The following is a 14,489-nucleotide window of genomic DNA, read 5'->3' on the forward strand; positions in this document are numbered from 1 at the left end:
AGTCAACTAAAACTATAGTTATTTCCATATGTAGTGTGAATTTTTGAGCATAACTGCCCATTACTTTAATAAAAAAAAACGAGGAGCTGCCCATGCGGCAAGCTCCTTAACTATTGTTACCCGTTAATATGCTACCTCGCTATTTTTTTCAATCAATCCTTTAAACTCCGATACTCTTTAGGTGTCTTTTTATATTTTTTTTTAAAAGATTGAATGAAGTGATTAACGTGATTGAAACCTACTTTACTGGCTACTTCGGTTATTGTGTATTCAGTGGAGTTTAATAACTCAGCACTTTTTTTGATTCGATACTTAATTAAATAGTCATAAGGAGTCGTATGAAGTGTTTTCTTAAAACTTCGAGTGCACTCAGAAACACTAAGGTATGCAGCATCAGCTATTTCTTGTAAAGACAGGTTATTAATATAGTTCTGATGGATATAACTAATCATCAATTGAATTCGTTCTTGCTGCAGTTTTATGTGTTTGGGTGATTCTACGGTAGCCAAAGAAATATTTGTTATCATGGTCAACCATAACTGTACAGTCATAATAGAAACTTCGTATTCCCAGCCCCAGTATCCTTTAACGTTGAACTTATCTTTTAAACTCCAGAGGATCTCTAACATAGTGCTTTGCCATTCTGTTTCAGGTCTTATTACTAGCGATAAAAATAAAGAGTTGGTAAAAGGGAGTACATAATTTTTTTCCATATAGCTGTCAGAATAAAAAGCAAGTAATTTCTCCGGGAAATTAAAGCTTACATATTCACTATTTTTATCAACTTGCTTAGACACGTGCAATACTCCCTTATTTATAAAAATTGCATGTCCAGCTTTTAGCTCATGAGTTACACCATTGACTTGTATAAAATTCTTTCCTTTAGTTACCAATGTAAACTGGAGTTCTTCATGCCAATGTAATTCATTAAAGCCTCTACCCTCAGGACTACAGTTTAAAGAGGTTACGGTATACATAGCATACGGAAAAGAAGTATCGGGATAAAGATTGATCTCATGTAATTTGTTAACCAAATATAGTTCTTCCTTTCAAATATGACGATATACCTATATTTATTAAAGATATTATTACAGAATTATATAGGGAATGATGATATTATTATATCCCGTTAGATCTTTTCAATACTAAAAGTGGAGGTAACCATGAAACTAAATAAATCAAATGCGGCAGTCAATCCGTATTTTTTGCTATTTATCAGTATTCTTGCTATTGCCATATCATCAATTATGATTAAATCATCAAATACTCCCCCGTCTGTTGCAGGAATGCATAGGTTATATATAACTGTATTGATCATGCTTCCTTTTGTGTCTTGGAAAAAGCTTAGATTAACACGATTAACTAAGTATGACTGGCTTCTTGTTTTATCTGCGGGTTTTTTTCTCGGATTACATTTTTTATTTTGGATGGAGTCTTTATCTTATACATCGGTAGCAAGTTCGATGGTTATTTTGACTTTACAACCTCTATTTGTAATGATTGGATCTTATATTATTTTTAAAGAACGAGTAAACAAACTAATGGTACTATGCATGATAATCGCCGTTTTCGGTTCTATCATTATAGCTTGTGGAGATATAGGCGTCTCAAGAGAAGCACTGATCGGAGATGCACTTTCCTTATTGGGGACTGTCTCAATTTCTGCTTATATGCTAGCAGGACAGAAAGTGACTCATAAAATACCAGCTAATGTATATAGCGTTATTGTTTTTTTCATTGGTGGTAGCGTCATGCTGATATACAGCCTAATGAACCATTTTTCTTTAATAGATTATAGTTCCTCTGATTGGATGTACTTCTTATTACTTGCCTTAATTCCAACTATATTTGGGCATTTTATATTTAATCTGTTGCTAAAATCAATCGGTGCAACGACTGTTTCTGTCGGTGTTATCGGTGAACCTGTGCTTGCTATAATCCTTGCATACTTTATCTTGGGAGAGGCTGTAAGTTCTTTTCAAATCCTTGGAGGATTATTTACAGTAGTGGGAATGGGATTTTATTTTTTGGCTATGTCTAAATGATCACTCTTACACATTTTAATAAACAGAAGAAGGCAGCCTGGTAATTGGCTGCCTTCTTCTGTTTCAATCGCCACATTAACCTGCCCGTTCGTATAGCGGTAGCTGGGGATCGATCGATTCTGCCCGTGGGAGCTGTATCCCGAGAGCTATTGCGTTCATCCCCCCTACTTGTTAAACCTTCCCCACATAAAAAATAAAAAGCCTTAATCCTCAAGCTTTTCTTCGATATGTTATGTAGGCATATTTGTGTCATTGGACAGTTGTGTTGTCGGTTGACAAGAACTTGATGTCATAAATGACAAGAACATTATCCAATTCCCGACACGCGCCAAAGAACAAATTAGAAAACCCTCACCATTTGGTAGGTTTTTGCGATCTTATATTGTCAGTCCGTTCACATATTGATCGACGTAAGACGCCACTCCTAAGTTGGGCTTAAAATCAAAGTAACTCTAGAGCTTTCAGTAAGGCGTATTCACTTGATGTAGCACCTTCTTGAGAAAAATTCGGAAACATTGGAGCCAAATGGTGATATCCAGGGTATACATATAATTTAACTAAGACACCATCAAAGACCAGTTGTTTTGTAAATAATAATGCTTCATCTATAAACAAATCAATGCTGCCTATACTTATATAAGTGGATGGTAAGCCGGCCAGTGATTTTGCACGCGCAGGCACGTAATACTCACTCACCGTTCAGTACCCCGAGGAATACTCTCTGCTGTTCCTCCAAAGCTGTTTGTGGATCATTATACAAGTTCAGTAAATTCCTTAACTCAGTATCATCTTCACGACATTCGATACCGAGAACGCCTTATCTGTCCGCAAACCTGTCCACGCAATTCACTACACACCTGCTGTCTTTGAGTCTGCATATCTCAGACGATTGCTCTTTTCTTGACGCTTGAAAAAAATCCATAGCAAGTAGAAGCCAAATACGCCAATTATGGTTAGCCCAAAGCATATTTGATATAAGGTTTTCGGCCCCAGATTTTCAAACATCCAACCGCCGATAACACCTGCCACAATACCAGAAACTCCTCCCCAGGTTAAACCGTAAATCGCTTGACCGCTTGAGCGATATTGACTTGGCACCAAATGCGAGGTTAACTGCGTACCCATATAATAGTAGCCACCGAAGGTGACAGAGTGCAGCAGCTGAATGAAAACCACCTGTATTGCTGATGCAGCGTACGACATTAACAGCCAGCGCAAGGAAAATAACATCGCGATAATAATCACCCATCCAAGCATCGTACTGGATTCCTTCTTTAAGTAACGGTCCAAAAACAAAAATACTGGAACTTCCAATATAGCTGTCGCAAATGCGGACCAGCCTACAATCGTGCTTGAGCCACCCAAATCAAGAATGTAAATAGAAATGAAAGTAAGGTTGATAGAGTTAGGTATAGAAATCAATACACCTAGAGCCACAAAAGTAATATAGTATTTATTTTTAAAAACCTGCAAATAACCTTTATTCGTAAACTTCTCTTTTAATCCCCGTTCATTGCCGCTTGGAAGGAGGAATGTGAAGTAGATGGCAAACAGCATCATGAAATCAAATACAATCCATAGTTGTCGAATGCCAAGCCAACCAATGATAGGACCCACCGCAACTGCAATAAACGCCCAACCAAGCGAGCCCCAAACTCGAACCTCTCCAAACTTATGCTTTGTCCCATCAATAACATTGAGAATTAAACTATTGGATTGTGTAAACAACGGGCTTTGAAAAGCAAAGAAAAAGAGCATGATGCTATAAATCCAAACGTAATTATTCGTTAAAAACACAAACTGCATACAGATGAAGTTACCTACTAAGCAAATAATAAGAATCCTTTTATTATTTCGTATTTTATCTGCAAAATATGCCCATAGTGGGTTGGCAACTAAACCGATCAATGGCCCTCCTGAAACAAGCAAACCAATCTGAATCTTGGAAATACCGAGGTTTTGCAAGTACAATGCAAAAAAAGTACTATATATAGCAATTGCACCATACACAACAAAATTGAAAACTTTAAGCATCCTTAGCATCTGCTTGCCAACAATCCGTACGTTTTCTACCGACATGCGTAATCCCCTCTCCTCTCACAGCTGAAAAAAAAGTCCCCCGCAGCAAAGTGCTGCAGGGTTTATCCAGACCATCTTTACATTTTATACGCAAACAAGTGTGGATTTGGAATGCGCTACAATTTCATCTGCCGTCACATCACGACCAAGTTTGTCAGACAAATAGATGCCCTCACTAATCATCATCGTTTTCAGTGCAATCTCGGCAGTTGGCAGCAGTGAAACCTTTCCTTGTAGAGCTGCAATCCAATGCTCCTGCGAAGAGTTATACGCCGCATAATTTTCTCTAATGCCGCTCCAGCGACGGCTCATATTGTTCAAATTTACGGTACTGTCCAGATCTATGTCACATACAGTTGAATGATAGGTAAACGGCGTTTGTGGCAGATTGGGATTGCTGATCGGGAATCGAATCCCCCCCTTATTGCCTACCAGACTCGGCCCTTCAAAACCATCCAATTGAATGGACCAAGCCTCAATAATATCCATTGTAACCCCTCCTGCAAAATATACTAGGCCTACGCCCAGTTCCTCCACATCAAACTCCGATTCTGCACGACGGGCTGGGTCCATATCCATTTCTTGATAGATTTTACCTGACACACGTTCCAGCTTGGGTATCCCCATTAAATATAACAGCTGCGCAATATGATAGACGCCCATATCAATTAAAGCTCCGCCTGCCGCAGTGTCTTTCCGATTGAAAAATTTCGTGCCGTATCCATCTACGAATGGACGCCCTCTGCGACGGAAACCTGTTGCTCTTGCGTGATACAGCTTGCCTAAAGCACCGCCTTCAATCAGCGCCATCGCTGCATGTGTTTCTTTCTTGTATAATGTGTTGAGCTGAATATGTAGCATTCTTCCCGTATCCTCTGCTGTTTCCAACATCGTTTTGCCATCATAATACGTACCTGCAATTGGCTTCTCGCAATAAACATGCTTGCCAGCGCGTAATGCCTCATTAGTTACTGGTGCATGAAAATTATTATGAAGGCACACATCAACTGCCTCAATGTCATCACGTTTGAGCAGCTCGCGAAAATCTGTGTACACATCAGTGACGTTGAACTGACTCGCAACCCGTCGTGCCGCCTGCTCATTAATGTCACATACTGCAACAACTTCGGCATCTTCAATTTCTGCATATCTTTGTAAATGTGTAATACCAATTAACCCTACTCCGATAACACCGATCCGAACTTTACTCATGTCCATCTCTCCTTTTTGTTCAACCTTACTGGTTGTATTGACTTTCTACTTGACATTCTTGAGTACTTTTTTCATAGCGGCTAGTGTCCACTCTACCTCGATATATTGATTTCCAGGACCGTTATGCTCCACTGCCCAGTAAGCATCAAAACCAGAGGCTGTAATTTTTTGCGCAATAGCAATAGACTTTTCCTCTTGTGCCAATGTATTCCCCCCAAAGTGGATATGATAAGCGTAAGGTGCAACCATCGCATCCCCTACTTCCGGATCAATTTTCCAACGATCAACATGAAGGAGGACACCGTAATTCTCATGATCTACGGCTTCTGCAATTTTTTTCATAAAGTGCGGATTCAGTGATGGACCCGTATGATTTTCAGGACCGATAATAGCGCCAAAATTAGAAGCAAGCTTGGCGTATTCCTGATATCTTTTTACAATATGCTCGAATTGCTCATCACTCATTTGATCAAAAACCCCATTAGGATTATTCGAGAAAGCGCCGCCAGTATCAATACGTATGGTTTTAGCACCCAAAATCTCAGAGGCTCTAATGTTTTTCAGAGCATTCTGATATAGCAATTCACGCCTTTCTGGATCTTCATCCCAAATACTTGCCGCATCAGCAGCATAGTTGACTACCTGCAGCTCCTTTTCATCAAGTGCTTGACGAACCTTCCGAATATAGCTCTCATCAGCAAGCTCAAGCAAAGGTTTACTGTTATCTGCGATAAAGCGATTGTACATATCCACTGCATTTAGGTTGTATCGATGCTTAACGGTCTCCAGATAGCCAAATACGTCCATCATTCCATTAGCAAACGTGTTGTAAAATGAATACCCGCCAATTGATAGTTTCATTGATACATCCTCCTAGTTATTTGTTTTTCGCTGCCCACTCATCCAGCTGTTTTTGCTTCTCCGCAATGACTTTATCTATTCCCGCTGCACGAAGCGCCGCATTAAATTTTGGCAAATTCGCCTTGGGATCTAAGCTGCCATTTTCCAAGCCGTCCTGATATTGACGAACGACATTAGTGATCGCAGCAAGCTCGGTTTTTACAGGTGCAGGATTATAGGTAAAGCCTAACGCGATTGATTTCTTGGATTCGCGGTTAAATTTATCCATATCCTCCCACAAGTTTGGACTATCTGTACTCCATGTATAGGTGAGTAACTGATTGCCAAACATCCAGCCCTGACGGCTGTTATAGCCACTGTTGCTTGCGTCTACACCAGGAGGGAAATCAATTTGTTTATCATTTATTTTCACATAATGTTTACCTTCAATTCCCCAAGAGATAAGGTTCATTAGTTTGGAATCAGAGTACAGCAAATTCAAGAACATCATGGCACGCTGAGGATCCTTGGAGTTTTTGGGAATACCGAGCATTGCGGCCGTAACATTAGTCGTACTTGTAATTTGACGGCCAATATCGACAGACTCCAGCTTCAAGTTTACCCGGCTTTCGATTTGTGCATGTGCTCCTGGTTTGCCCTTCTGAATGGAGCCGAAGGCTGTCTTGGCTTTTATTAAGTCTGCTGCTGCATCCTTGCTTGTTGAAACATCCTTGCTGATATATCCGGCTTCATACCAACGTCGAACCGTTTTAATCAGTTTCTCATACTCTGGCGTTTCATACAGATTAACGACCTTAAGTTTATCGAGGTTTTCCAATACACCCACAGAATCTCCTAATACATCCCATTGGTTATCAATTACACGATTGATAATCGCCTTTGGTGCAACAGATTTGACAAGAGGAGTAATAGATGCTTCATTTTTCTTTATTGCTGCAAAAAATGGATCTAAGTCATCGAGTTCTTTAACGGTGCTTAAGTCCAAATTATACTTGTCTAGCAGATCCTTTCTCATGTATACGTTTACATTAGAAGCGAAATCTCGAATGGTCGGTACGGCGTACAAATTCCCTTCTACCTTGGCGGCATTCAAAATTTCAGGCTCGAATGCTTTAATAATATCTTGACCACGATTCTTGATCAGTTCATCCAGCGGAAGCAGTTGTTTTTGTGCTACCTGTCTCCAAAAGGACTGATTGCCGGTAACAATAAGGTCTACCTGTTCGGGTCCCGTAAGCATTAGAATCGTTTGCTGATCCCAAGCAGCAGGCTCAATTCTTTCCAGCTTGACTGTTGCGTTAATTTTTTCGAGCGTAATTTTGCTCATTTCCTCTTCTATCTGCTTAAAATCTTTTTGTGGAGAACTGTAAAATACGAGCTTGATTTCGTACGGAGGCGTCTTGCCAACATTCTCATCTCTTTTATTGGAATCTGGAGATGCAGGTGTCGCAGCTCCGCAGCCTGAAAGCAATGTAAGTAGTAAGACTATAACTAGTATTGAATGAAATCTACTTCGCATGACTTGACCCTCCTTTGTTATTTAAATATGCTATCAGTTTTAAACTGCAATTGCTTCATCCCTTTACTGCACCAACCGTAAGACCCTTAGCGAAGTACTTCTGAAAAAATGGATACGTAATTAATATGGGAATGACACCGATCGCAGCAATCGCCATTTTCAATCCATTGCCTGGAATTTGACCCGTCTGCCCTAAATCGTCTGAAAACTGTACGTTATTCAATAAATATTGTGCGTTAAGCAAAATCGTATTCAGCAACACCTGAATGCTGTACAGCTTTTCATCGGTAATATAGATCAGCCCGTTAAACCAATCATTCCAATAGTGAATCAACTGGAACAGACCAACAGCACCTAGTACCGGAGTGGATAAAGGAATGACAATACGTGCAAAAATTTTGAACTCACCAGCACCATCCATATGAGCGGACTCAATGACTTCATTCGGAACATTCATAGAAAAGAAGGTTCGAATTAATATAACGAAGAAGGCATTGACAAGTAATCCGGGTACAATTAACGCCCATATCGTATTTTTCATATCAAATATATTTGTGTACATCAGATATGTAGGAACCAGTCCGCCATTGAACAGCATCGTGAAAAAGACAAAGAAGGCTAGAAAATTCCGCATTGGCATTTCCTTGCGGGACAACGGATACGCCAGCAGAGTCATAAGAATTAAGCTGGAAAGCGTTCCGATGATGGTAACCAGAATGGATATCCCATAGGCACGAACAATCATCGTTGGCTCCTTAAACAGATACATATAGCTTTCGAAGCTTAGCTCTGCCGGTATCAAGGAATAACCATTTTTCACGATTTCGGTTTCGCTAGTAAAGGATGATGTGATAAGCAAAAAAAATGGAATTAAGCACAAGAGAGCGACGACGATAAAGATCCCATTAATAATCCACTGCTCAACTTTGTTAGACTTCATCGCTAATATTTCCTTTCTAGAATAGGGAGTTGTCTGGATTGATTCTTTTGACAGCGTAGTTCGCTATCATAATAATGATGAAACCAACGATGGACTGGTATACCCCGGCTGCCGATGCCATGCCGATATCCCCGCTTTTCAACAAAGCTCGATAGACATAGGTGTCAATCACATTCGTGGTAGGCATCAGTACTCCTGAGTCTAGAGGAACCTGATAAAATAAACCAAAGTCCGAGTGGAAAATTCGACCAATTTGAAGCAATGTCATAACGATGATAACAGGGGTAATGGCCGGAATTGTTATTTTTAAAATTTGCTGTATTTTGTTTGCCCCATCCAGAGTTGCTGCTTCATAGTATTCTTGATCGATACCCACAACCGCGGCAAAGTACACGATGCATAAATACCCTGCCGTACTCCATACCTTTACAAAGGTTAGAATAAAGGGCCAATATTTTGGATCGCTGTACCACATGACCCCTTCCAGCCCGAATAGTGGGAGTATTGTATTATTCATTAACCCGGTTTCCATACTGAGCAATGAATACACCAAGTAACCAATGATGACGGAAGACATTAAGTGAGGTAGTAATATAGCGCTTTGATAGAAGCGCAGTAAAAACTTATTTTTTAATTCGTTTAACAATACAGCAAGTGCAACAGCAACAACAAGATTCAGGGCTATAAATACAATGTTATACAGAATGGTATTTCTCGTAATAATAAAGGCGTCTTCTGTTTTAAATAAATATTCGAAATTTTTTAACCCTACCCAGTCACTTCCAAGAATCCCTTGTGCAAAGTTTACATCCTTAAAAGCAATGACGATGCCGAGCATAGGAATGTAATTGTTGATGATCAAGTAAATAACACCAGGTAATACCATAAGGTATAGTGCCATATACTTTTTATGCTTTCTAATGCTCAAGCTGCTTCGTAGTGCTGTCATGACGGCCTCCCTCCAGCAATAATTAGTAAGCGCTTTACTAAATTAATTATAAGCTGGCTAGCATCCTCTGAACCACTACTATCCTGACTTATTCGTAGCATTATTCTGACCTTTTGTTTTGCGAAACTCATTGGGATTCATGCTTACTGCATGCTTAAATACTTTGGAGAAATAGGAAAAGTTACTGTATCCTACACTCATCGCGATATCACTGACCGACATATCTGTCGTCAGCAGCAGTTCCTTCGCCATCGTAACCTTTTCCTCGGCAATGTACTCCATAATGGATTTTTGCGTCTCCTTCTTATACCATCTAGATAAGTAATCTGGGTGTAGGTTGACATAGCTGGCAATGTCCTCTCTTGAAATTGGTTGATCAAGGTGCTGTTTCACATATCCTTTTATTTTGGACATCAATGTATGTTCCGTGCCGCAGCTTAATATAGTGAGCTCCAAGGTTCGTCTGACCCATACTTTCAAGTCGGCCACTGAGCGAACTGCTTGTGATAGCTGTTCCGTCGTCGTTAGCTCCCCTAACACTTGATAGGATAATAAGCCTTTTGACTGAATGAAATGATACATAATTTGAAGGAAGCATTGCAAAAATTTCTGAAGCACCTGCGCTGACAATTGCTCTCTATTCATGAGTGTAGTCAGGTACTGATCGGTTTCAGCAAGTATAGAATTGTACGCTCCCCGCTTTAATAGTTCCAACCATACACTCATTTCAATGATGTCTAACTCGTCTGAATTTTGTCTAAATTCACTGTAGAAGATTACCTTATTCCTAGGGCTGATATTGTTTTTCCTCAACTCAAGCAGACCCTCAAATTGTTTTGCTATTACTGTCACTTGCCCTCTTTCACCCACGTAACAGGTCAATTCACATCCAAAGTACTGTGAACATACTGACATATATGTTTCGCATTCATGAACAATTTCACTCTTCGCCATTTGCCCATAATGTTCATCCACTGGCAGAATCACAAGAAGCATATCTGCAGTTACCCACGTAATCTGTCTGCTCTTTGAGCCATGCAAAATCGAGTACTCCGCCGTATTTAGCAAAGCATACTCCATCATTCGTTCTTCGCGGAGTGTAAACTTATTTGTCCACCGCTGAATCGAGATGAGTATAGGAATGAACTGATCCTGTTCATCAAACGGTAGATGATTTGTTCTGATAGCCTTATAAAGGCTAGTTGGATGAGTGGATATTCGTTGATGAAATACATCTTGCCAAAACCGTTCCAAAACAAGCGGCTGCTGTGTTTTCCACAGTTCCGTATAATACTGATTCTTTTCTTTTATGTCCTGCTGTTGCTTGCGTTCCATCGCTTTAGATAACCCTCTTTGTACAACCTGCTTCAATTCATCAAACTGTACCGGCTTGAGCAAATAATCCAGACTCCCGAGTGCCACAGCTTTTTTTGCATAGTGAAAATCGGAATGGCAGGTTAGAAAAACAGACTCGCTATTCGGATAGTAGTCTCGTACCCAGGTTAACAAATCTATTCCACTTCCCTGTGGCATCTCGATATCACATATCATCAAATCGATCGGGAATTGCTCATACATTTTTTTAGCTTGTCTAATGTTGTACGCTACATGGATATGACTAATGGACAACTGCTCCCAAGCGATACAGGACTCGATAGTTTTTACCGCGTGCATTTCATCATCTACAATTAGCAAGTGAAACATAATGTCCCTCCCAAGTCACGCCTATTGATTAGCAAAAAATGCTGCAAAATAGGCCGCCCATTCGTTTGTACTCTTACAAACATCGAAAACGAGAAAACCTCATGAAAAAGTCTACTAGGATCCCGTCCATCCTTCAATTGGCTGGAACATGAATTTCAATTTGTGCCCCTCCATGGCTTGAATTAATTAAGCTAACTCGCGCATCCTCACGATATAGCAATTTAAGTCTTCGCTTAATATTCCATATCCCAATATGCTCTCTCTCTTCACTAATGATTGGGTGTCCCATATTAAATTGCTCAAGAACCTCCTCAGGGAAGCCTTGCCCTGTGTCCCTAATTACAATCCTCAAGTAGGGTTGTTTTTCCTCATAAAGTTGCATTTCGATCGTTATTTTAATCGGTTCGTCCATTGTAATGGCATGCTTGATTGTGTTCTCTACAAAGGTCTGGATCAGGAGCGGCGGGACCTGTAGATCCGATCCATATTCAGGTTCAAGAATGTCATACGTGAATCCATCATGAAATCTCATGGCTTGTATACGTAAATAATTTTTTGTATGCGCCACTTCGTCTTTCAGCGATATAAACTTTAGATTGGTCTGAAACATAAAACGCATGTACTGAATCATATAGCTGGACATTTCCAGAATAAACGGATAGTTTTTCAACTGAGCCATATTGTAGATCGTATTGAGTGCATTCAAAAAGAAGTGAGGATTAATTTGAAGTTGCAGATGCTTCAGCTCTGCGCGCTGGGATAACAATTGCTCTTCGTATACACTAATCTTCAGCTCCTTAATTTGAGAAACCATAGTGTTAAACACTTCATTCATCATCCCAAATTCATAGGATACCGGATACTTCTCCACACGATATTCTAAATTGCCGTCTCTCACTCTCCGCATGACACTCATAATTCGATTAATAGGGGCAAGTATGGTATAGCTCAAAAAAATATAAAACATAGGAAATACAATAATGGAACCTAATACGATTAGTGCAGACATCGAACGGAGAGCAGGCAAATTCTCCAGAATAGTTCGATAAGGCAGTAGAATCAGCAACGAAAAATCTCCCTGGCTAGAACGCTTTCGTACTTGTAGATACTCCTCTTTTTGACGAATAGTCGTCTCTTTGAACCTTTCGTCCGTCAGCAAGGCGCTTTCTGTATCAGTCTCTTGATTTACTGTCATCAGATCGTCCTTATCGCTCACAAGTATCGCTCTTCCATCCTCCCCTAGCTCTAATAAATTGAGTGGTACCATAAGCTTGGAGGCTTCTACAGTAGCACCAATGTATACACTTCCAATACTTTTAATAATAACGAGGTAGTATTGATCCCCCGATTGGTGAACAAACCATCGTTTATTACCATATGCAAGTACCTGGCTCTCATCCTGCAGCAACTCACTTAACCAGAGCTTCATCTTCCTTAAATCCCCGGAAGCAATTGCAGGAGGGGCATTCGTTAAAATATCATGATTAGCAACTGAATAAGCAAACATTAAGTCAACAAAATTATATTGCGTATAATCACTTTCCATTTTATTAAACAAATTGATTTTGGCAAATTGATATTGGTCTCGGTTGTCATGCTCTGGAAAACCAAGCGGAAGTAAGTCACTTTCAAACGCAGCGGTCATACTGAGATACATATCCATTTCTTGTAAATTACGATCGATCTGATCCATATACAACGCCGTTATATTTTCGTTCGATTTTGCAACTTGATCGCTTACAACCCGAATCGCATAAAAGCTATGAAAAACTAACAACGCCAAAAGAGGAACGACAAATACCGACAAGCCTACAATGAGCTTGAACCGAATAGATTGATTCGTAAAACGATGAATAAGTGAAATAGCAACCACTCCCTCATTATTGTATGTTTTTTGGATGAAGACACGTTTTTTAAAAGAATAATACCTTATAACTTAACAGGTGCATAGTGTTAAACAGAGGATCGATATTAAAATCCGTATAAGATCGAAAAGGGAGACGCTGGAATGTGCTTGAAGAAATGATTATAGAAGCTTTAGAAAATAATGCAAACAGGGGCGACTATGCGGAGCTCTTATATCCGTCACCACATGACCGTAAGCCGGACAGAACCAATCGCCTTCTTCCCAATCTCAACGGTACATAGATTAGCCTTTCAAGTCATACAAGTTCAGTTTGTCGAATCTCTGCTGCAAAAAGAAAGCTACAACCAGCTCGAATTTCTTCGCAAGTAAATGGACACGATGCAGGGCAATCGCATTAGACTTTTTTAACACTGGTAGAAAGAACCGTCAATAAATATGTATTGTCCCAACCGCATAGCTTACGTTTGGACGCGACTCCCACTTTCTTGGTTTGCTCTTGTTTGAGCATATTCAGAGCCATACGACGTAAAATGGCAGCATTCTCAGCAGCATTGTGTAGTCGAATACGTTGCTCGTCTTCCCGAAAGCAATGCCTTCTGGCAGATCACAATACCGTTCTCAATATCCTATCATTAAATCCGTCATATAAGAGAGAGTGAAATTCTGCGAATTCACGAGCATACGTGAGAAAATCAAATCATATTGAGGGAGTTCAATCATTCTGCGGATACAAAATATGTTAAAATTAGATATTCCTGATGATTGTAAAGAGTTCATTAAAAGGAAAATTTTAACTTAGGGGGAATTTTCTCTATATCTGGAAAAAACCATCTGAGTTATCCTTAAATGCAACTTTTTACGGACTTGAAGCATGCGGCTTATGGAATAATAATATTATTTTAAGGAGATTAGTATGAGAGTAATCTGGTTTGTTTTTTCTTAAATTCTATAGTTTATATTGTGGTTCTTGCCCTTATAATATCTATAATTTATTTAGTAGTAAAAAGGAAAAAAATCAAAAATAAGATTTTTCTGGTATCTGATGACTAGAAATGCTAGACAGTTAGTTAATTCCCTATGAAAGTCTATTCAAAAGCACATGGTGGATCTAATCCAGGAACAACAAAAGCTAGTAGGAAAAAGAGTTGGTAATCATATAAGGGGAACCAACTCTTTTTATTTGCAGAAATACTAGAAATCTGCGCAGCTCCAATGGCTAGGCTCACTATTTGCCCATTACTTCAATAAAGAAAAGAGGAACTGTACAGCTGCGGATCCTCAACTATAGTTCGCCGTTAGAATTCCTGTAGAAC

Annotated in this window: 11 protein-coding genes and 2 pseudogenes; 2 read left to right on the top strand and 11 right to left on the bottom strand. The window is 39.6% G+C overall.

What is annotated here, in order from left to right; translation table 11 throughout:
• Nucleotides 1-152: 152 nt before the first annotated feature.
• On the bottom strand, nucleotides 153-1,034 hold the full coding sequence (locus tag GC093_RS07705; protein WP_171651295.1) for an AraC family transcriptional regulator: 882 nt from the start codon (nucleotides 1,032-1,034) through the stop codon (nucleotides 153-155).
• A gap of 129 nt (nucleotides 1,035-1,163) precedes the next feature.
• Between GC093_RS07705 and GC093_RS07710 the strand changes: the two genes are divergently transcribed.
• On the top strand, nucleotides 1,164-2,045 hold the full coding sequence (locus GC093_RS07710) for a DMT family transporter (protein ID WP_171651296.1): 882 nt from the start codon (nucleotides 1,164-1,166) through the stop codon (nucleotides 2,043-2,045).
• Nucleotides 2,046-2,486: 441 nt separating this feature from the next.
• On the opposite strand, the pseudogene GC093_RS07715 reads toward GC093_RS07710, so the two are convergent.
• From GC093_RS07715 to GC093_RS36590, 9 genes and pseudogenes are all read right to left on the bottom strand, one after another.
• Nucleotides 2,487-2,741, bottom strand: a pseudogene (locus GC093_RS07715) (alpha/beta hydrolase fold domain-containing protein); the annotation flags it as partial.
• A gap of 153 nt (nucleotides 2,742-2,894) precedes the next feature.
• A complete protein-coding gene (locus GC093_RS07720; protein ID WP_171651297.1) occupies nucleotides 2,895-4,124 on the bottom strand; it encodes an MFS transporter in 1,230 nt (409 codons plus the stop codon).
• Nucleotides 4,125-4,208: 84 nt separating this feature from the next.
• On the bottom strand, nucleotides 4,209-5,336 hold the full coding sequence (locus tag GC093_RS07725; protein WP_171651298.1) for a Gfo/Idh/MocA family protein: 1,128 nt from the start codon (nucleotides 5,334-5,336) through the stop codon (nucleotides 4,209-4,211).
• A 45-nt stretch (nucleotides 5,337-5,381) separates the two neighbouring features.
• On the bottom strand, nucleotides 5,382-6,197 hold the full coding sequence (locus GC093_RS07730) for a sugar phosphate isomerase/epimerase family protein (protein ID WP_171651299.1): 816 nt from the start codon (nucleotides 6,195-6,197) through the stop codon (nucleotides 5,382-5,384).
• Between the two features lie 16 nt (nucleotides 6,198-6,213).
• Nucleotides 6,214-7,716 (bottom strand): ABC transporter substrate-binding protein, encoded by a 1,503-nt coding sequence (locus GC093_RS07735; protein ID WP_171651300.1) that lies wholly within the window; start codon nucleotides 7,714-7,716, stop codon nucleotides 6,214-6,216.
• Nucleotides 7,717-7,771: 55 nt separating this feature from the next.
• Nucleotides 7,772-8,656, bottom strand: a complete 885-nt coding sequence (locus GC093_RS07740) for a carbohydrate ABC transporter permease (protein WP_171651301.1) — start codon at nucleotides 8,654-8,656, stop codon at nucleotides 7,772-7,774.
• A 16-nt stretch (nucleotides 8,657-8,672) separates the two neighbouring features.
• On the bottom strand, nucleotides 8,673-9,605 hold the full coding sequence (locus GC093_RS07745) for an ABC transporter permease (RefSeq protein ID WP_246313864.1): 933 nt from the start codon (nucleotides 9,603-9,605) through the stop codon (nucleotides 8,673-8,675).
• Between the two features lie 78 nt (nucleotides 9,606-9,683).
• Complete coding sequence (locus GC093_RS07750; RefSeq protein ID WP_171651302.1) at nucleotides 9,684-11,309, bottom strand: response regulator; 1,626 nt, start codon at nucleotides 11,307-11,309, stop codon at nucleotides 9,684-9,686.
• Nucleotides 11,310-11,442: 133 nt separating this feature from the next.
• The gene (locus tag GC093_RS36590; RefSeq protein WP_171651303.1) at nucleotides 11,443-13,182 is read right to left on the bottom strand and encodes a sensor histidine kinase; all 1,740 of its coding nucleotides are present in this window, start codon (nucleotides 13,180-13,182) and stop codon (nucleotides 11,443-11,445) included.
• Nucleotides 13,183-13,401: 219 nt separating this feature from the next.
• Here GC093_RS36590 and GC093_RS07760 point away from each other — a divergent pair, with 219 nt between their 5' ends.
• Nucleotides 13,402-13,545 (top strand): hypothetical protein, encoded by a 144-nt coding sequence (locus GC093_RS07760; RefSeq protein ID WP_171651304.1) that lies wholly within the window; start codon nucleotides 13,402-13,404, stop codon nucleotides 13,543-13,545.
• Nucleotides 13,546-13,570: 25 nt separating this feature from the next.
• On the opposite strand, the pseudogene GC093_RS35775 reads toward GC093_RS07760, so the two are convergent.
• Nucleotides 13,571-13,762 (bottom strand): annotated as a pseudogene (locus GC093_RS35775) (transposase); the annotation flags it as partial.
• Between the last annotated feature and the right edge of the window lie 727 nt (nucleotides 13,763-14,489).

The organism is Paenibacillus foliorum (assembly GCF_013141765.1).
Classification (GTDB): Bacteria; Bacillota; Bacilli; order Paenibacillales; family NBRC-103111; genus Paenibacillus_S; species Paenibacillus_S foliorum.

What these genes read in the sequence shown, in the direction of transcription:
- GC093_RS07750 (WP_171651302.1), bottom strand. Translation starts at nt 11,309, where the DNA reads ATGTTTCACTTGCTAATTGTAGATGATGAAATGCACGCGGTAAAAACT.
- GC093_RS07725 (WP_171651298.1), bottom strand. Translation starts at nt 5,336, where the DNA reads ATGAGTAAAGTTCGGATCGGTGTTATCGGAGTAGGGTTAATTGGTATT.
- GC093_RS07720 (WP_171651297.1), bottom strand. Translation starts at nt 4,124, where the DNA reads ATGTCGGTAGAAAACGTACGGATTGTTGGCAAGCAGATGCTAAGGATG.
- GC093_RS07730 (WP_171651299.1), bottom strand. Translation starts at nt 6,197, where the DNA reads ATGAAACTATCAATTGGCGGGTATTCATTTTACAACACGTTTGCTAAT.
- GC093_RS07745 (WP_246313864.1), bottom strand. Translation starts at nt 9,605, where the DNA reads ATGACAGCACTACGAAGCAGCTTGAGCATTAGAAAGCATAAAAAGTAT.
- GC093_RS07740 (WP_171651301.1), bottom strand. Translation starts at nt 8,656, where the DNA reads ATGAAGTCTAACAAAGTTGAGCAGTGGATTATTAATGGGATCTTTATC.
- GC093_RS07710 (WP_171651296.1), top strand. Translation starts at nt 1,164, where the DNA reads ATGAAACTAAATAAATCAAATGCGGCAGTCAATCCGTATTTTTTGCTA.
- GC093_RS07735 (WP_171651300.1), bottom strand. Translation starts at nt 7,716, where the DNA reads ATGCGAAGTAGATTTCATTCAATACTAGTTATAGTCTTACTACTTACA.
- GC093_RS07760 (WP_171651304.1), top strand. Translation starts at nt 13,402, where the DNA reads ATGACCGTAAGCCGGACAGAACCAATCGCCTTCTTCCCAATCTCAACG.